We start from the raw sequence: 18,353 nt of genomic DNA, 5'->3' as shown, positions 1-18,353 counted from the left end.
CGCGCCGAAGAAAAGCCGTCTCGAACGCTGGCAGCCGGTTCCGGTCCATCGTGCCCATACCAGACAGGTCCTGAAGTGGCGGGGGCCTGCCTATGTGAAGACAGCCTAGCTGCGCCGAACTTTGAAGTTTCAGGAGAGCTTCCGGTACGACGGGGCGTCATTCACCCCAAATCCGAAAATCTCTCCAGAAACCGCTCTTTTCTTGCGTGAAGATCGCGAATTTCCTGAAGGCGCAGCCTGAATTCGTCAAGCGATCCGTTTTCTTCATAAATGGACCTGAGTGCTCGGATCAGATTGGCGGCTGTGTCATAGCCTGACGCATTGCGCCGTTCGGCCTCTGAGTTGATTTCATCCCAGACGTTGTACCCGTGCCGCATCAATTGATCGGCCCTGGTCCGGAAAAACTGCAGCTGTTCTTCCTCGCGCCGCCTGCTCTCGGCCGCCGCCTGCTCGGCCTGTTCTGCCTCACGTTCCTGGCGGATCACCTTGGCGCGGGCACAAAGGTCACCTGCCGTTCGCGCGGCAACGGGAGAGACTGTATTGGCAGATTTAAGGCTGTTGCGGACAAGGGCACGCAATTCGCTGGCAACATGCGCATCGCCACAGACAAGGCGGACAAGAAAACCGGACTTGTCCGCATCAGGTAGCCCGGCAATAACCTGCACTGCGGTCTCCGAAGATGCGTCCACGCTCGTATAAGCGTCGTCTTCCCGTTCGGCGGCGGCAGCCACGAGATCGCAGTCAATTCCAAAGAAATCTGCGAAAGCTTCCAGCGCATCCGATATTGGTCCGATACCGAGCATTGGCTCCAGCTGGCCCGCCTCCGCAAGCCCCAGATCAACCTCCATCAGCCACATAAGATAGAAAAGCCGCAGGTCCCCGGCGAGCACGTCAGCACGCAACGGCGCAAGTGCTGCCAGCCATCCCGCGCCATCCTCCCAGCCATCCAACTCCATCTCATCAATGGAAATATCCAGAATGAGGTTTGGGCCAGCGGCACGCAGCTCTACACAATGGAGGCTTCCGGCCAACTGATCGAGCCGGGCGCGGCCGGCCAGATCGGCAGGCAAACGCATCATCAGCCGGCGGGCTCCCCAGTTCGCCAGATAGAGATGCAAGTCGAACCAGCGCTCCATCATGCTATCCGGATCCCCCCGGAAGGAGCCCCATTCATAGGAGTTCGTGAAGCTGGTGGAGGAAATCCGGGCACGCGTGGACAAGGACCTCAGAGCCTCCAGATCTGTCCTGGTAAGCGGCTTGTCGACGGCCAGAAAATCATAAAACTGATACTCGCTCATAATCCACCCACTTCTGGAAACGGCTCAACTTCAACCGGGTGATATGGCTCTGCAAGCCCCTGGTACAGATCATCACGCTCACCTGTCATGGGTGGGGAGAAGCGGAGCCGTTTTTCCGGGCAAGTTCGCCTGCACCTTTGTGCCGCCAGAGGCTGGTGGTGGCGCAGCAGATTCTGCCCGACCGGTGCGGAACTGACTTCAGGCCTGCATCTCGATCAGCGCCGCCGTTCCCCGCGGACCATGGGCCTGCCTGTTGTATGCCATTCAAAGCCATGCGGATGAAGGTTACCTTCCAGTTGGCAAACTTAAAGCACTCGACAACTTTTTTAAGATCATCCAATAATTAACACACTCCAGTTGCAAATCCTTAATAAATTTAAACATATTTAAGCGTAGATAGCATGGAGAATTACTGATGCCATTTATCGCTCTGACTATTATTGCCACTTTCGTGGCTTATGTTGCATCCTGGCCTTGGTCTACCGTTATTTTCCCAATAATAACGGTTGTATCCGCGATTTTAGGTGCAATCTTTGGACTGGGGGCCATGTTTCCCAACAAGGAAAAGCCTGGAGAACGTTTCACAATGCTGTTTTTTGCGATAGTTCTAATTTCTCCTGGAGCGTACAAAACATACAATTGGCTTTTCCCAGCTGCCCGAACAGTGGCGTCAAATGAATCCGCAAATAACTCTGCACCAGCTATCGTAGTAAACACCACTATGAGCGATATCCTTGTCGATACAAGCAATGCTGGCGGGTCTCGGCGCTTCGTAGATGAGACAAACGCAATCGCGGACCTTGTTAAATGCCCGACCCCGAAAGTTACGAAAACGCAAGGTCTTCCTGACCTTTGGGAATGTATCTTACCAAAGGCAGAGGTCCTGAAAATTTTTGTCAACGCCACTGATGACAATTCAAGTGTCAGTAACGTGAAAATTATGTGGAATGACTGGACCCGTGACATTGGCTATGGTGTCCATACAGACAGGGAGCAGGCCGAAGCTTGGGTTACAGCACTGGCGACTCGGTATGCACCGGAGAGCGTTCAGGAGGTTCTCAACGCATTCCGAGGCAATAGAAATACCAATATCCAAGGTAAAGGCGCTCAGCTGAAGTATACGTATTTCAAGGGGCCCGCTATCGACGAACGGCTGATCACTGTTACGTTAGACTGAGATAGGACACTATAACGGCGGCTGCGTGGTCGTCCGGGCTCAAGCGGACATTGAACTTTCCGGAGAACTTCCGGAGCCGCTAGATGCCTTTTCCCGGCACATTTCAAGATAGACAGCCAGTGACTTGCGGCCTTCCTCAATCAGTTCGTGGACGCTTTCAGCATAGAAGTCTGCCCCGCCACTCAGGCCCACGAACTCGCCGCGCAGCATCTGAAGCTCCGGGTCGAGAGCGATGACGGCTTTCTCGCCATTGATCTCGATGACATCATTCATGGTCTTGCTCCGTTCTCGTCCAGCCATTTATGCCAGCCAATCCCGGAGACTGGCAACGGCGCCAGCTGCCTGCCGCATGACACCCTTCTGCAGGAAACAGCCGCCGGCGGAAATCCGCCAGCGGCTTTTCTCGTTCCTGTCACCTCAGGCAGGCATCTGCCGGGAATGTTTTGCGGCTGGCGAAGGTGAGGAGTGAGAGGCCGGCGAAGCACCAGGCGGCGATGGCGCCGTAGAGCGTGACCCAGCCGGTGCCCTGTGTCAGGGCGCCCCGGGCCTCCGCAAGGGAGAGGCCGTGACCGCTGGCGGCGGCGAGATTTCCGGCGGATACGGCGCCAGCAAGACCCGCCAGCACGCCGTCAGCGGGCGCTCCGGTGAAGGCGTTAGCCAGATGGGCGTGGACGCCGCTCCACAGGATCAGCCCCATGACCGCGATGTTGACGGCGAGCGAAATGAACCTTGCGCTCATGTCCATGCCCGAAGCCATGCCGGCCCGCTCCGGCGGCACGGCGGCGGTTGCAGTGTTGGTGACCGGCGTGTTGGTGAAGCCAAGGCCGATCCCGGCAACGGCGCAGCCGGGCAGCAGCGTCAGCCAGCCCGCCTCCCCGCTGACGACAGCCAGATGCAGCAGCAGGAACCCGGCGCCGGTCAGGAAAAGCCCAAGGGGGATGACCATGCCGGGGCCGCGGCGCAGCAGCAGCTTTTCGGCCAGCGGCGGCACCAGGATCGTCGGCACGGTATAGGCCAGCACGGTCAGCCCGGCGCCGATGGCATCATATCCGAGCACGGCCTGCAGATAGATCGGCAGATAGATGACGAAGGGCCAGAAGCTGAAATTCATGCCGCAGGAGCCGAGCAGCGCGCCGGAGAAGCTGCGGATCCGCAGGGCGGCAAAGTCGAACATCGGCCGGGCGATGCGCGTCTCGATCAGAACGAAGAGACCAAGGCTAACGATGCAGGCCGACAGGATGGCAAGGCCCTCCGGATTGTCCAGCCCCGGCTGCTCCCCTTGCGTGATCAGATAGACGATGCCGAGCACCGCCAGCGACAGGGTGATCATGCCGCCAAGGTCGATCTGCACCGCGTGGGGATCGCGTGATTCCTCAACGCCCTTGAGGGCAAACAGCACGGTGAGAGCGGCAAGGCCCACATGGATGAGAAACACCCATTCCCAGCTGGCCAGCGTGATGATGCCGCCCCCGGCGATGGGGCCAAAGCCGAGGCCGATCCCGAAGATGATGCCCCACCAGCCAAAGGCCCTGCCCCGGCCCGCGCCGTCCGGGAACTGATGCGACAGCACCGCCACCTGACAGGCGAGCATGGCGGCGGCGGCGAAGCCTTGCAGGAACCGCGCCGCGATAAGCAGCGGGGCGCTGGTGGCAAGCCCGCAGACGAGCGAGGCCACGCCGAAAACGGCGACACCGGCGATGAAGATGCGCTTGCGGCCGAACCGGTCGCCCAGGGCGCCCATGGCCATCAGAACCGCGCACATGGCGATGGTATAGCCGTTCATGATCCATTGCAGCTGGCGGAAGTCCGCCGGTAAAACATGCTCGAGCGTGGGAAGAATGGACGGAATGCTGGTGATCTCCAGCCCCAGCATGAGCGCCGAAAGACACACGGCGGCCAGCGCGAAGCTGTTTCCGGATGAGGTGGCTGATTTCATTGTCTGACCCTGCAGTTGAATGCCGCGCAAGCGGGTTCGTTGCCGCTGGCAGCATGCGCTGCCCGGCTGATCCACTTTGTGCGGCGGTAAGGTTCACTTGCAGGAATGCAGGAGCTATGATCATTTGGCAATCGCATGGCAGGGCATATCAGAGATAACGGATTTGGATAGATGAGCGCGCTTGAGGTCGAGGCCGTCCGGGCCTTCGTGATGATCGCCGATCTTCAGAGCTTCACCCGTGCGGCGGTGGCGCTCGGCTCGACGCAGGGGGCAGTCAGCGTGAAGCTGAAGCGGCTGGAGGAGCGGCTCGGCAAGAAGCTGATCGAGCGCACGCCCCGGCAGGTACGCCTGTCGGCACAGGGGGAAACCTTTCTGGCGCCTGCAAGGGAGTTTCTGGCGGCCCATGAACGGGCGCTCGCGGCTCTTTCGGCCGAGCGCCGCCGCTTCCGGCTGGGCATCGCCGCCCATGTCATGGGGCCGGAGGTGCCGGCGCTGCTGGCCCGGCTCAAATCGCTCGATCCCTGCCTGACGGTGGAGGTGATCGTCGACAATTCCCGGGTGCTGATCGACTCCTTCGAAAATGGTGCGCTGGATGCGGTAATCGCCCGCAGCGATGATGGCCGCCGCGATGGCGAGGTGCTGGGCCCCGAGCATTTCGGCTGGTATGCCTCGCCGGCCTTCGAGCATCACGCGGGCGAGCCCTTGCGGATTGCCAGCCATCCGTCGGTCTGCACGGTCCGCGAAGTGGCGGTGCATCTGCTCAACGGGGCGGGCATTCCCTGGGTGGAGGTCTTTGTCGGCGGCACCACGGCCGTCATTGCGGCGCTGTCCGCCGGGCTGGCGGTGGCCGCCTTCCCCTGCCGCCTGGCGACGGCTGACATGGTGGAAGTCAGCGAAGCGCTGAACCTGCCGCCGATCCCCTCGCAGTCCATCGTGCTGCATTCGTCGCTGACCGACGCCAGAACCCGCGAAACCCTGCGCGCCATCACGGCGGTGTTCAGCGAACACCGCCGCAACAGCACCCGGCAGATCAGCCTTCCGGCAGCGTGAGGCCTCTCACCCACTCCTTGTGCAGCAGGGCGAACTGGAACGTGTTCTCATAGACCGGATTGCCCGCTGCATCCTTGCGGAAGCTGATGTAGTCCAGAAACAGGCCTTCCTTGCGCATGCCCAGCTTTTCGCACAGGCGCTGCGAGGCCATGTTGTGGTCTTCCACATAGGCATAGACCCGGCGGGCCTTGCAGGTGGTGAAGAGATGGGTGAAGAGCGCCCGCGCCGCCTCCAGCGCATAGCCTGCGCCGCCATAGGCGGGGTTGAAGTTCCAGCCCACGGACCAGGTGTCCTCTTCCTGCATGGCGAAGACATCGCCGATCAGTGCGCCGGTCTCCTTGAGGGCAACCGCGAGATACTCGTCATCCAGGCCGCGTTTTCCGGCCTCCGCTTCGGAGGCCTCAAGGCTCTCCAGCCGCATCGACAGGAAGCAGCTTGCCACCGGCTCGCGCAGATAGGCATAGAGCCCTTCGCCATCGCTGCGGCGGAAATTGCGGATGATCAACCGGGCCGTTTCAATCGGCTGCATGAAAACTCCATGGTCAAACGTCTGTCCGGTGCCGCTCTGCCCGGCCGGGCCACTGCAGCACCGCCCCGCAGGTGGGGCTTTGTCCCTGAAGTTCAATGATAAGAATGCTGTCAGCGCCTGCAGCCGCACGTCCGGGCAGGCAGCTCGGCGATCAGATCCCTTGTCAGAGCTTTCATGGAACGGCGCCAAGCCTGGCAAACCCACATCGTTCTGGATCTCGCCGTCCCATCTTTCAAGCTATTCCCCCTTCAGGAAAGCCAGAGGGTTACGCTGCCAGAATTCGGCTATGCGCTGCACAGTGGGGTTCGTGGCGGCTGTATCGCGTTCGGCCTCTGCCTGCAGGCGGGTGTAGTCGCTGTCGATGAGGAACCAGGACATGGTGGTTGGATCATCGAAGGTAAAGTTGGCGATGGTGACGAAATCCTGACCGATCTCCCGCCAGGGCTTTGGCGGCGTGACGCCCGGATTGGCCTCTTGCAGGGCAAGGCCATAAAGGTCGCGGGTCATGCGCAGCATGTCCCGGTTACGGATGGTCTGGGATGAGCCGCGCGCATTGAACACGCCTTCCAGCGGGCTGGTCAGCCACCAGAACAGGCGCGCAAGGGCGCTGGCCGGCTTCGCCCGATCCTGATCGGGAAAGGCCCTGACATTGACGATCAGCACGCCGGACGTGTTGCGCACCACCCAGTTGCGCACGGCTCGTGCATTGATGAGGCCCGTGGCGGCCATCACGCCGTAATTGTCGTAATAGCCTGCGTCCACCACCCGCCGCTGCGGCATCGCGGGCAGGGATACGGCCGGCGAGACATAGGGAAAGGTGGCGCTGAGACGCACAGCCGTGGCAACGGTGAACTCATCCTTGCCCCGCTTGCCCGTGCGGACGGCATGTCCCTCCTCCCCGGATCCGCCCACCTGTGCGTATGGGTAGACGCGGAACATCTCCGCCGAATGCACATCCGGATCCTCCGCCGCGAAATGCTTGCGCATTTCCAGAAGGTCGAGATTGGAAATGAACAGCGGCGCGCCGGTTTCCACCAGCATGGGCGAGAAGACGACGGAGGGCCTGAGGCCTTGCCGCTCCTCCTCCCTCCAGCCGTTGAAGGGAAGGCGCAGCGTGCCCCACTGGGCCTCCAGCACACGCCCCCTGTCGGCCCGCCGCACGCGCGGCAGCAGGCCTGCGCCCACGTCCCGCACCATCTGCCGCGCCACCGGTGAAATGCTGTCACGCGGCACGATCACGCCTTCCCTTGCGGGATAGCGCATGCCGGGAGGCGCCTGCGGCGGCTGTTGCTGCTGCCAGGCGGCAATGTCGTCCTCGATCATCCGGGCCACCGGGCGGACGGGCAGCCCCTGTGCCGCCTTCGAGGTCTGTTCGGTCAGGTAAGCACCCGCCACCATGCCGCCCGAAGCCCCAGTGATGAAGCGGATGGCATTCATGAAACCGGGCAGTTGCACATTGCTCTGCGTCCCCTGCCCCTTGCCAGCCTCCGCGGCCGCCCCCGGAAACAAAGGGTCATGACGGCTGAGGCCGTCGAGCACGGCCGCTGTCCAGAAGCCAGCCCGGTAGGCGCCGCCTGACGTTGCCAGCAGCACGAGCTTGGGCTTCAGGGGTTCCGGATCATCCGTCTTCTGCCCCGCATCTCCATCCTGGCTTGCCGGATTTTCTGCTCCGAGCCGCGCGGCCCAGGCAGCCAGAACGGCTTCCGGCGCCAGCAATGCTGGCGGTTCAGGGCGGTCAGCCCAGACAGAGCCGTCCTGTCCGGGATTTGAGGGATCCGGCAGCTCGCCGGAGTAGTCAAGACCGGGAATGCGCAAGCGGAATACGGGCATGCGCCACGCCAGAACCCCGATCCCAGCGGCAAGGCCGAGGGTCAGGACCAGCGCATCAAAGGCGGAGGCCAGCGCCACCAGCGCCGTCACCAGAAGCAGCAGCAGGAACCAGGCCGCGCAGGTCTGCAGCCTCAGGCTCTCCGCTCCGACGAAGGCCACCAGCACCAGCACGGCAAGGGCCAGCTGAGGTCCCGCCTCACGGCTGGCAAACAACGGGTCCAAGGCCGGAAGATAGAGGTAGAGAACCGCGAGCGTGACCGCAAAACCAATGGCCGCCCCGGCGAACCGGCGGAACGGCTCTCCCGGCTGCCAGGGAGTGTCCGGCGGGCGCGCCCAGACGGCTGCGATGGTGCCAGACACCAGCCAGATGAGGACACCATAGGGCATTTGCCCGGCATGCAAGGCCGCACGGACAGAGGTGCCCACATCCCGCTCCAGCGCAACGGGCAGGATCCGGGTCAGATAGAGCGCCACGCCAATCCAGATGAACAGCAGCAGCGTCGCGGTGAAGGCAGGGCTCAGATACAGCCGCCAGAACCCGCGCCTGCGGATCGCCTCTTCATGGGCGCGCTGGTCGCAGAAGAGCTGCATCAGGCCAAAGCCGCTGGCCAGCGTGCCGCGCATGACCAGAAAAGTGACAGTGTAAACGGCAAGGGCGGCGATCACGCCTGCCCCGACTTCACGAGCCAGAATGGTCCACACCTGTGCCAGACATTCGAACACTACCATGCGGCGCCCCCTGCCTGCTGTCATGCTCACGCAGGAGTTGAGCATATGAGGGGCGCACTATCAATCGGGGCCTTGCGTGAAAACGGCCCGTACCGCGATGTTTTGAAGCTCCGTTTTTCACGGGACGGACGGTCTGCCGGCAAGCAAAAAGGCCAGCCTCTTGCGAGGCCGGCCTTTCCGCGTTTCCGGAAATGTCAGGCAGATCAGCCGACGATTTCGTGACCGGCGAACCAGAAGGCGATTTCTTCGGCAGCGGTTTCCGGAGCGTCGGAGCCGTGCACGGAGTTTTCGCCGATGGACAGGGCGAAGAGCTTGCGGATGGTGCCTTCGTCAGCATTGGCCGGGTTGGTGGCGCCCATCACTTCGCGGTTCTTGGCAATGGCGTTCTCGCCTTCCAGAACCTGCACGATGGTCGGGCCGGAGGACATGAACTCGGTCAGTTCGCCGAAGAACGGACGGTCCTTGTGGACGGCGTAGAAGGCTTCAGCCTGACGCTGGCTCATCCACACGCGCTTGGAAGCAACGACGCGCAGGCCGGCTTCTTCGAGCTTGGCGGTGATGGCGCCGGTCAGGTTGCGCTTCGTGGCGTCCGGCTTGATCATGGAGAAAGTGCGTTCGATGGCCATTGGTCTCATCCTTTAAAAATACGGGTGCCGCGCATGCGGCGGTGAAGTGTGTGAAGGCCGCCCTTTGGGAGCGGCCGCGTTGCGCTGCGCCCCATCGGCTGACGGGCGCGGAAACTTGGCCGTTCCTATAGCTTTGCCTCGCGCGCCCCGCAAGGGGGGCGGCGCGAAAGACATGGGGCCCTTGCGCAAACACGCTGGCCGCACGTTGCCCTCTTGCAATGCGGGCCAAGCTCGCCCAAAGATCCGCCCATGTTGCAGATTTCAGACCTCACTTATCGCATCGGCGGCCGTCTCCTCATCGACAATGCCAGCGTCACCCTGCCCGCCCGCAGCAAGACCGGCCTTGTGGGCCGCAATGGCGCGGGCAAATCCACCCTGTTCAAGCTGATCACCGGCGATCTGACGAGTGAAGGCGGCTCCGTCAGCGTGCCGCGCCTTGCCCGCATCGGCCAGGTGGCGCAGGAAGCACCGGGCACGGAGGAAAGCCTGATTGAAGTGGTGCTGGCCGCTGACACAGAGCGCGCCTCCCTGATGGCAGAAGCGGAAACGGCGAAGGATCCGGACCGGATCGCCGCCATCCACACCCGCCTTGCCGATATTTCCGCCCACACGGCAGAGGCCCGGGCTTCCGCCATTCTGCACGGCCTTGGCTTTGATGCGGAGGCGCAGAAGCGGCCCTGCTCGGCCTTTTCCGGCGGCTGGCGCATGCGCGTGGCGCTGGCGGCGGTGCTCTTCTCCGAACCGGATCTGCTGCTGCTGGACGAGCCGACCAACTATCTCGATCTGGAAGGCACGCTGTGGCTGGAAAGCTATGTGGCACGCTATCCGCATCAGGTGCTGCTGATCTCGCACGACCGCGACCTCCTCAATAAGGCGGTTGATTCCATCGTGCATCTGGACCGGGGCAAGCTGACCTTCTACCGCGGCGGCTATGACAGCTTCGACCGGCAGCGGCGCGAGACCATGATGCTGCAGCAGAAGGCCAAGGAAAAGCAGGACGCGCAGCGCAAGCACATGCAGGCCTTCGTCGACCGGTTCCGCGCCAAGGCCACCAAGGCCCGGCAGGCCCAGTCCCGCTTGAAGATGCTGGAGAAGATGGAGCCCATCGCCGCGCTGACCGAGGAAAGCGGCCGGCCGATCCATTTCCCCGATCCGCAGGGGCGCCTGTCGCCGCCAATCCTGAAACTGGAAAATGTCTCGGTGGGCTATGACGGCAAGCCGGTGCTGTCGCGCCTGACGCTCAACATCGACACCGAGGACCGCATCGCCCTGCTCGGCTCCAACGGCAACGGCAAGTCCACCTTCGCCAAGCTGATTTCCGGCCGTCTGGCAGCGCTGTCCGGCGAGGTGACCAGCGCCACCAAGCTGAAGATCGCCTTCTTCGCCCAGCATCAGCTGGATGAACTGCGCCCGAACGAAAGCGCCGTCCAGCATGTGCGCATGCTGATGCCGCAGGCTGCCGAAGCGCAGGTGCGCGCCCGCGTCGCCCGCTTCGGCCTGCCGACCGACCGGATGGAAACACCGGCCAAGGATCTCTCGGGCGGCGAAAAGGCGCGGCTGCTGCTCGGCCTTGCCACATTCGATGGGCCGAACCTGATCATCCTCGACGAGCCGACCAACCACCTCGACATCGACAGCCGCGAGGCGCTGGTTCTGGCGCTGAACGAGTTTCAGGGCGCCGTGGTGCTGATCTCGCACGACCGGCATCTGGTGGAAGCCTGCGCCGACCGGCTGTGGCTGGTGGCCGACGGCAAGGTCAGCACCTTCGACGGCGACATGGAAGACTACCGCCGCTACATCCTGCAAGGGCCGGATGCGGTGAAGAAGGCCCGCGAGGACGAGGCCAAGGCGGCCTCCGCCACGGACAAGCGGCGCGAGGCCGCCGAACGGCGCGCCCGCGAGGCACCCTTGCGCAAGAAGATCGAGGCGGCGGAAAAGGAAATGGCGCGGCTTTCCGACAAGATCGTCATGCTGGACGCCACCATGTCCGAACCGGACTTCTTCACCCGCGATCCCGAGCGGGCGGCGAAATTCGCCAAGGAACGGGCCTATATCGAAAAGAAGCTCGTCACCACGGAAGAAGAATGGCTGCTGCTGTCAGCGGAGCTGGAAGAGGGATAGATGGCCGTCCTGCGGCAGGCACCATGCCCGCCGCACAGGCTCCGGCCCATTGTTAAGATTTGAGGCTGGGGCGGAGCGATGACTGCAACTGCTCGCAGGGAAGCACAGGCGAACCGCAAATTCGGTGTCACCCCGGGCGGAGCGGAGCGCAGACCCGGGGACCACTCGCTTGCAGAGCGGCGCGTTGAAACGCCGAAGGCATAACGGGCACATCAGGCCATCTATGTCTCACTTGCGAAGAATTTCGGCATCCCTCTGCAAATGAGTGGGCCCCGGCTCGAAGGCCGGGGCGACGCTGCGGTGAAGGGCAAGGCAGAGCGTCCCTCACCGCAGCGCCGTCAATCGTTCTACAGCTTCTCACCTTGTCATCCCCGCGAAAGGCGGGGATCAAGCTCAACCGGATAGGCTATTCCCGCCTTACAGGCTTTGCCTCAGCGGCCCTGGATTGCGCAGGCGCGTCCTGAATGACGGTGGAGAGGCAAATCCCCCTAAAGCCACCCGTGCTGGATGGCCCAGATCACGCCCGTCACCGTCACCACGGATGCCATGGTGCCGATCATGACGAGGCTGGAGGCGCGGTTGACGTAGACCTGATACTGCTGCGCGATGACGAAGACATTCGTGGCGGGCGGCAGGCAGGCCATCAGGACGGCGGTGGCGATCCAGACCGGATCAAAGCCGCCGACCCAGGTGAGCATCAGATAGACCAGCACCGGGTGCAGGATCAGCTTCACCGCCAGAATGACCGGCAGTTCCAGCGGCACCTTTTCGATGGGGCGCTGCGCCACGGTCACGCCCATGGCAAAGAGCGCGCAAGGGGCTGCCGCGCCGCTGAGGAATTTCAGCATGGTATCAAGCCCCTGCGGCGGCTTGAAGCCGATGAAGGCGGCGCCGACACCCGCGATCGTCGCCAGAATGAAGGGATGGGTGAAGACACGCACCGCCACCTTCTTCATGGTCTGCGACAGATGCTCTTTTTCCGTTCCGGCCATGGCCATCATCAGCGGCGCCAGGATGAACATCAGCGTGTTGTCGAAGCACAGGACAAAGGCGGTAGGCACGGTGGCGGCCGGTCCCAGCACCGCCATGGTCAGGCCCGGCCCCATGTAGCCGACGTTGGAATAGGAGCCGCCGATGGCCATGATGGTGGATTCGGGGATGCTGCCCTTGGTCGCCAGCACGCCGATGCAGAAGCAGATGGCAAAGACCGTGTAGGTGACGAAGGTGGTCGCAGCCACGTAGCTGAGGTCGGTCAGCTGTTCCACCGGCGTCTCCGACAGGAGGCGGAAGAACAGGGCCGGCAGCGCGATATAGATGATGAAGAAATTCATCCACGCCATGCCGGACGGCGGAATCTTGCTGAGCTTGCCCGCTCCGAAGCCCAGAAAAATCAGGCCGAAGAAGGGAAAGGCGAGCGCGATGACATCTTGCATGGCAGGATCCGGGACCTTTGGCCAAGACTTCGGGGCCAAGACGTGAGGGGCCAAGACAGGGTGAGGAATGCACAGCGTCAGAGGATCTGCCGCTTGCAACCGGCATGTGGCTTGGGTAATCCACGCCTAACCTGTTCGCGCCAGACGGTCAATGAACCCTCTGGCTATGTGACGCGCCGGCCGGACACATGTGCCATACGTGCATGCCCTGCCGGCCATGACCCGGATCCGACCGCTGCCCATGACCCCGCGCTCCCCATTCCGCACTCTCGCACTGAAGGCTGAATGGGCCGTTCTGGCCGCTGTTGTGTTCCTGTTCCGCCTCGTGCCGGTGGACCGGGCGTCGGCTGCCATGGGCTTTCTGTGGCGCAAGCTTGCCCCGCTCAACAAGCGCCACAAGCGGGCACTGAAGCATCTGGAACTGGCCATGCCGGAGCTGACGGCGTCAGAACGCCGCCAGATCATCGACGGCATGTGGGACAATCTCGGCCGGGTGACCGCCGAAACCTTCCAGATCGACCGGATGATCCGCGATGAAAGCCGTTTCGAGCTGCAGGTGGACGCGCGCACCGATGCCATCCTCAATGGCGCAGGCCCTTGCGTCTTCGTGTCGATGCATTCGGCCTGCTGGGAACTTTGCGTGACGCCCGCCTTCCAGCGCGGCCTGCCGATGGCCGGCGTCTATCAGGCGTTGAAGAACCCCTATTCCGACGCCTTGCTGCGCAGCCTGCGCGGCACGCTCTATCCGCTCGGGCTCTATTCCAAGGGGCATCAGACGGCGCGCAAGCTGCTGTCCATCCTGCGCTCCGGCGGCGTCTTTGCGCTGATGGCGGACCTGCGCGAGCGGCGCGGCGTCAAAGTGCCGTTCTTCGGGCGGGAGGCCTATGCGACGCCGGTGCCGGCCACCCTCGCCCGCGCCTGCGGCGTGCCGATCGTCATTGGCCGCGTGGTGCGGCTGGAAGGCGCCCGCTTCCGCATCGAGGGCATCTGCATCGATCCGGCGTCGGATGGTGATAAAGAGGCCGATATTCTGGCGACGACTGCCGCCATCCATGCCCAGTTCGAGGCATGGATCCGCGAAGTGCCGGAGCAATGGATGTGGATCCACCGCAAGTGGGCGGATTGATCCGCTGCTTGCGCTTCCGTCTTTCGGTGAATTGCTGCTCCGCACCATGATGCTATAGCTGTGGGTCATGAGGACCGGAGGAGCCGCAGCATGACGAAGACACCACGCGCCTTTTATGCCCCGCTTGCCATTGGCGCGCCGGCGCCCTTCCGCGATCTGCCGGTGCGGCTGGAGCGCATGATCCATTTCGTGCCGCCGCATCTGGAAAAGATCCGTGCCAAGATCCCGGATCTCATTTCGCAGGTGGATGTGATCCTCGGCAATCTGGAAGACGCCATCCCCGCCGATGCCAAGACGGCAGCCCGGCATGGCTTCATCGAAATGGCCAGGGCGAATGACTTCGGCAGCACGGGCTTGTGGACCCGTGTCAATTGCCTCAACAGCCCCTGGTTCCTCGACGATATGCTGGAGATCATTCCGGCCGTGGGGCACAAGCTCGACGTGGTGATGCTGCCGAAGGTCGAAGGCCCCTGGGACATCCATTATCTCGATCAGCTGCTGGCCCAGCTTGAAGCCCGCGCGGGCCTGACGAAGCCGATCCTCATTCATGCCATTCTGGAAACGGCTGAGGGGGTGAAGAATGTGGAGGCCATTGCCACGGCCTCTCCGCGCATGCACGGCATGAGCCTCGGACCGGCGGACCTTGCCGCCTCGCGCGGCATGAAAACGACCCGCGTCGGTGGCGGCCATCCCGGCTATGCGGTGCTGGCGGATGAGGACGGCAGCGGCGTGCTCCGCGCCCGCATGCAGCAGGACCCATGGCACTATACGGTGGCCCGCATGGTCGATGCCTGCATGTCCGCCGGCCTCAAGGCTTTTTATGGCCCCTTCGGCGACTTTTCCGATCCGGCGGCCTGCGAGGCCCAGTTCCGCAATGCCTTCCTGATGGGCTGCCTTGGGGCCTGGTCGCTGCATCCGTCTCAGGTGGACATAGCCAAGACCGTGTTCAGCCCGGACCCGGCGGAAGTCGCCTTTGCGCGCCGGATTCTGGACGCCATGCCCGACGGCAGCGGCGCCGTGATGATCGACGGCAAGATGCAGGATGATGCCACCTGGAAACAGGCCAAGGTGATTGTTGACCTTGCACGCCTTGTTGCGGCGCGCGACACCAAGTTTGCAGAGGTTTACGGACTCTAGACGGTTCCCTATTATAAGGGAAAGTCTTCACCGCGCGCTGACGCCGCATCGTGCCCCTCCACACCATGGGGCGTCTCCGCCGGTTCAAGCCACGGTGACAGTCATGCGTACGGCAAAATTCAAGATCGGACAGGTCGTCCGCCACAAGGTCTATCCCTTCCGGGGAGTGATCTTCGATGTGGATCCGACCTTTTCCAACACCGAGGAATGGTGGAACGCCATCCCCGAGGATGTCCGCCCGAGCCGCGATCAGCCCTTCTATCATCTCCTCGCGGAAAACGAGGAAACCGAATATGTCGCCTATGTGTCCGAGCAGAACCTCGTGCCGGACAACACGGGCGAACCGGTGCGCCATCCGCAGATCGAGGAAATCTTCGAAGAGCAGGATGACGGCTCCTATCTGCCGCGCTCGACCGGCCTGCACTAGGCAGGCTGGCGTGCCCGGCTCGCTTGCGGCATCTGCAAGGCCCAAATGAAAACGCCGCCCGGTTTCCCGCGCGGCGTTTCGTGTTCATGTAAGGAAAGACCAGCCGATCAGTTGCCCGACTGGGTCTGTTCCTTCTGCTTGTCGATCAGCTTCTGGCGGGCTTCGTCAGCGCGGCGCTGCAGCTCGCTCTGAAGCTGTTCCTGCTTCTTCTGGATCTCGCCCACATCCATGGCGGCGCCGTCATAGACCTTGGTGAAGCCTGCGAGCGTCAGTTCCAGCGGAACCGGCTTTGCCTGCTGGTTCAAGGCGGTGATGACGAGCTTGGAGCCCTTCTTCAGCTGGGCGACGAAGGCATCATCAATGACGAGCTCCGAATAGCACGCATTCGGGAAGCAGATGCCGTACTTGGCTTCCGTCTGCTTGCCGGCATCGACCTGCACGCGCATGCCCGGCTGGATCAGCATGCCGGTCGGCACGGCGATGAGCAGCGTCTTGCGCGCTTCGCCGGCGATCTCGCGAATCGCAACCGACGACAGGAACTGGCCCGTGGCAGTCCGCAGCTCCTGCGTCACAAGGCAGATTTCCTTGTTCACGTTCGGATCGGTATTGCACACCTTGACCCAGGGGGAATCTGCCTCGGCCTGCTGCGCCGAAACGGCGGCCGTGCCACCAAGCATGGCAAGCGCAGCGACCGCACAGCCCGCCATCCCCCTCATCAGAAAACTCTTCATTCGAAACATCCTCGATTGTGCGTTCGCTCGTCCAGGCCTTGCGTTCCCCACGGCCCCGCGCGTCCAGCGGAACTGCCGCCGCCACGCTGGCCGACATCACCAGCCCCGATGCCGGAAGATTGCGGCAACAGGGTGACCCTTCACCTGCGCGGGCCCATGTTTAACCGCATCGTGAGCGGATTTCCAGCATCTCCGGGCGCGGAATGCGCGGGTAGCCACTGGTGTGTTACCATTCCAGCGACAGAATCAAGATGGACATGCATCACACAATGGCTTTTTCCCTGAAAACTGTTTCTGGAAAGACCGGACGCATGACGGCTTTCCGCCGGTTTGCGCTGGCTTTTCCGGTCTTTGTGCTGGCAGCGGGCGGTTTAACCTTCACGCAGGATTGCCGCGCTCAGACCCCGGAAACAGCTGCCGCGGGTGAGGAAAACCCGGCTCCCTGGGTCCATGGAATCGCAATGCATGGTGATCCGGCCCTGCCTGCGGACTACTCACATTTTCCTTATGCGAATCCCAATGCGCCCAAGGGCGGCACTTTGACGCTGGGGGTGCAGGGCACGTTCGACAGCCTCAATTCCTTCGTGGTGCAGGGCGGCTTCACCAGCGCGCGCGGCATGAAGGAGCGGCAATTCGGCGAAAACATCATCGAAAGCCTGATGGTGCGCTCCAACGCCGAAGCTTTCTCGCTCTACGGCCACCTCGCCGAGGCCGTGCGCATGGCCGAAGACCGGTCCTGGATCGAATTCCGCCTGAACCCGAAGGCCAGGTTCTCGGACGGCAGCCCCTTCACGGTCGACGATGTGATCTTCTCGCTCGATATCATGCGCGAGAAGGGCCGCCCGCCCTTCCGCAACTGGTATGCCGAGATCGAGAAGAGTGAAGTCACCGGTGAAAGAACCGTCCGCTTCACCTTCAAGAACAACGAGAATCGCGAGCTGCCGCTGCTCATCGCGCTGGCGCCGATGTTCTCCAAGGCCGCCACGAACCCGGACACATTCGACAAGTCCAGCCTGAAGCCGCCGCTTGGCACCGGCCCCTATGTCTTTGCCGAGATCGTCCCCGGCCGCCGCGCCGTGTACCGGCGCAATCCGGATTACTGGGGCAAGGATCTGCCTTCCAAGCGCGGCATGGACAATTTCGACGAGATCCGCATCGAATATTACCGCGACGAGACCACCTTGCAGGAAGCCTTCCGCAAGGGGCTGATCGACGTGCTGCCCTTCAACAATCCCTCCCGCTGGGCCAATGGCTTCGACTTCCCGGCGGCAAATGAAGGCAAGGTGGTGCGCAAGGAGATCGTCAAGGGCATCCCGCCGGTGATCCAGGGCCTTGCCTTCAACACGCGCCGCCCGGTCTTCGCCGACAAGCGCCTGCGCAAGGCGCTGTCGATGCTGTTCGATTTCGAATGGATCAACCGCAATCTCTATGCGGGCCTCTATGACCGCACCGCCGGCTACTGGGACAAGTCGGAGCTGTCGTCCATCGGCCATCCGGCCAGCGAGCGGGAGAAGGAGCTTCTGGCCCCCTTCCCCGGCGTCGTGGATCCGGATGTGATGGATGGCACCTGGCGCCCTGCCGAAACCGACGGCTCCGGACGTGACCGGGCCGTGCTGCGCGATGCCATGGCCGTGCTCAAGGAGGCCGGTTACACCCTCGACGGCCGTATCCTGAAGGGGCCCGACGGCCAGCCGGTCAGCTTCGAAATCATGACCAAGAACGAGGACGAGGAGAAGATCGCCCTCGCCTATGCCCGCAATCTGGATGTGATCGGCATCAAGGCAAACGTGCGCACGGTGGACCCGTCCCAGTTCGAGGACCGGCGCATCAAGTTCGACTTCGACATGGTGTTCCACATGTGGAGCTCGTCTCTCTCCCCAGGCGGCGAGCAGATGGGACGCTGGTCGATCGCCGCAGCCGACACACCCGGCTCGTTCAACATCACCGGCGCGAAGGAGCCGGCAATTGACGCGATGATCGCCGCGATGGTCGCATCACACAGCAAGGAAGACTTCATATCGGCCGTCCGGGCGCTCGACCGTGTTCTGATTTCAGGCCGTTACGCCGTGCCCTTGTTCCATCCGCCTGCGGAATGGCTTGGACATTGGACCAGAATCACGTCACCTCAGATAGACCCGATTTACGGTTTCGAAACCACGACGTGGTGGAAAACCGAAGGCGCCAACTGAGACCCGGCAAGGGA

At 62.6% G+C, this 18,353-nt stretch carries 15 protein-coding genes and 1 pseudogene; 7 read left to right on the top strand and 9 right to left on the bottom strand.

Annotation, left to right across the window (positions count from 1 at the left end; genetic code table 11):
• Positions 1 to 161 precede the first annotated feature (161 nt).
• Complete coding sequence (locus tag IF10I1_RS15295; RefSeq protein WP_186393434.1) at positions 162 to 1,298, bottom strand: hypothetical protein; 1,137 nt, start codon at positions 1,296 to 1,298, stop codon at positions 162 to 164.
• 415 nt (positions 1,299 to 1,713) lie between these two features.
• On the opposite strand from IF10I1_RS15295, the gene IF10I1_RS15290 reads away from it, so the two are divergent.
• Positions 1,714 to 2,475: a hypothetical protein gene (locus IF10I1_RS15290; RefSeq protein WP_186393433.1), complete on the top strand. Its 762-nt coding sequence runs from the start codon at positions 1,714 to 1,716 to the stop codon at positions 2,473 to 2,475.
• Here IF10I1_RS15290 and IF10I1_RS22990 read toward each other — a convergent pair.
• The 3 genes and pseudogenes from IF10I1_RS22990 to IF10I1_RS15280 form a co-directional block, all read right to left on the bottom strand.
• Positions 2,462 to 2,521 (bottom strand): annotated as a pseudogene (locus IF10I1_RS22990) (hypothetical protein); the annotation flags it as partial. The gene IF10I1_RS15290 and the pseudogene IF10I1_RS22990 overlap by 14 nt on opposite strands.
• Positions 2,515 to 2,748 carry a type II toxin-antitoxin system HicB family antitoxin gene (locus IF10I1_RS22985; RefSeq protein WP_244284730.1) on the bottom strand — a complete coding sequence of 78 codons (234 nt, stop codon included), beginning with the start codon at positions 2,746 to 2,748 and terminating at the stop codon, positions 2,515 to 2,517. The gene IF10I1_RS22985 and the pseudogene IF10I1_RS22990, both read right to left, overlap by 7 nt.
• A 139-nt stretch (positions 2,749 to 2,887) precedes the next feature.
• Positions 2,888 to 4,411: an MFS transporter gene (locus tag IF10I1_RS15280; protein WP_186393432.1), complete on the bottom strand. Its 1,524-nt coding sequence runs from the start codon at positions 4,409 to 4,411 to the stop codon at positions 2,888 to 2,890.
• 171 nt (positions 4,412 to 4,582) lie between these two features.
• On the opposite strand from IF10I1_RS15280, the gene IF10I1_RS15275 reads away from it, so the two are divergent.
• On the top strand, positions 4,583 to 5,461 hold the full coding sequence (locus IF10I1_RS15275) for a LysR family transcriptional regulator (RefSeq protein ID WP_186424554.1): 879 nt from the start codon (positions 4,583 to 4,585) through the stop codon (positions 5,459 to 5,461).
• On the opposite strand, the gene IF10I1_RS15270 is transcribed toward IF10I1_RS15275, so the two are convergent.
• The 3 genes from IF10I1_RS15270 to ndk form a co-directional block, all read right to left on the bottom strand.
• The gene (locus IF10I1_RS15270) at positions 5,442 to 5,990 is read right to left on the bottom strand and encodes a GNAT family N-acetyltransferase (RefSeq protein ID WP_186393430.1); all 549 of its coding nucleotides are present in this window, start codon (positions 5,988 to 5,990) and stop codon (positions 5,442 to 5,444) included. The two genes, IF10I1_RS15275 and IF10I1_RS15270, sit on opposite strands and share 20 nt — an antisense overlap.
• Positions 5,991 to 6,227: 237 nt before the next feature.
• Positions 6,228 to 8,549 carry a hypothetical protein gene (locus tag IF10I1_RS15265; protein ID WP_186415501.1) on the bottom strand — a complete coding sequence of 774 codons (2,322 nt, stop codon included), beginning with the start codon at positions 8,547 to 8,549 and terminating at the stop codon, positions 6,228 to 6,230.
• 203 nt (positions 8,550 to 8,752) lie between these two features.
• Entirely contained in the window at positions 8,753 to 9,175 is a 423-nt protein-coding gene (gene ndk, locus IF10I1_RS15260) for a nucleoside-diphosphate kinase (RefSeq protein ID WP_094461759.1), read from the bottom strand.
• 249 nt (positions 9,176 to 9,424) lie between these two features.
• Here ndk and IF10I1_RS15255 point away from each other — a divergent pair, with 249 nt between their 5' ends.
• Positions 9,425 to 11,296, top strand: a complete 1,872-nt coding sequence (locus IF10I1_RS15255) for an ABC-F family ATP-binding cassette domain-containing protein (protein WP_186393428.1) — start codon at positions 9,425 to 9,427, stop codon at positions 11,294 to 11,296.
• A gap of 488 nt (positions 11,297 to 11,784) precedes the next feature.
• Here the strand turns inward: IF10I1_RS15255 and IF10I1_RS15250 are convergent, their stop codons facing one another.
• Complete coding sequence (locus tag IF10I1_RS15250) at positions 11,785 to 12,729, bottom strand: AEC family transporter (protein WP_019966523.1); 945 nt, start codon at positions 12,727 to 12,729, stop codon at positions 11,785 to 11,787.
• 241 nt (positions 12,730 to 12,970) lie between these two features.
• Here IF10I1_RS15250 and IF10I1_RS15245 point away from each other — a divergent pair, with 241 nt between their 5' ends.
• From IF10I1_RS15245 to hspQ, 3 genes are all read left to right on the top strand, one after another.
• Positions 12,971 to 13,855: a lysophospholipid acyltransferase family protein gene (locus IF10I1_RS15245; RefSeq protein WP_208977422.1), complete on the top strand. Its 885-nt coding sequence runs from the start codon at positions 12,971 to 12,973 to the stop codon at positions 13,853 to 13,855.
• Between the two features lie 90 nt (positions 13,856 to 13,945).
• Positions 13,946 to 14,992, top strand: a complete 1,047-nt coding sequence (locus IF10I1_RS15240) for a CoA ester lyase (RefSeq protein WP_186393426.1) — start codon at positions 13,946 to 13,948, stop codon at positions 14,990 to 14,992.
• A gap of 103 nt (positions 14,993 to 15,095) precedes the next feature.
• On the top strand, positions 15,096 to 15,419 hold the full coding sequence (hspQ, locus tag IF10I1_RS15235; protein ID WP_050471480.1) for a heat shock protein HspQ: 324 nt from the start codon (positions 15,096 to 15,098) through the stop codon (positions 15,417 to 15,419).
• A 107-nt stretch (positions 15,420 to 15,526) separates the two neighbouring features.
• Here the strand turns inward: hspQ and IF10I1_RS15230 are convergent, their stop codons facing one another.
• Positions 15,527 to 16,150: an invasion associated locus B family protein gene (locus IF10I1_RS15230; RefSeq protein ID WP_050471479.1), complete on the bottom strand. Its 624-nt coding sequence runs from the start codon at positions 16,148 to 16,150 to the stop codon at positions 15,527 to 15,529.
• A 269-nt stretch (positions 16,151 to 16,419) separates the two neighbouring features.
• Here IF10I1_RS15230 and IF10I1_RS15225 point away from each other — a divergent pair, with 269 nt between their 5' ends.
• On the top strand, positions 16,420 to 18,339 hold the full coding sequence (locus tag IF10I1_RS15225; RefSeq protein WP_186393425.1) for an extracellular solute-binding protein: 1,920 nt from the start codon (positions 16,420 to 16,422) through the stop codon (positions 18,337 to 18,339).
• Positions 18,340 to 18,353: the final 14 nt, after the last annotated feature.

This window comes from Pannonibacter sp. I15F10I1, from assembly GCF_900185665.1.
Taxonomy (GTDB): Bacteria; Pseudomonadota; Alphaproteobacteria; order Rhizobiales; family Stappiaceae; genus Pannonibacter; species Pannonibacter indicus.
The sequence above is the reverse complement of the archived record's forward strand: the minus strand, read 5'-3'. Positions and strand labels throughout refer to the sequence as shown.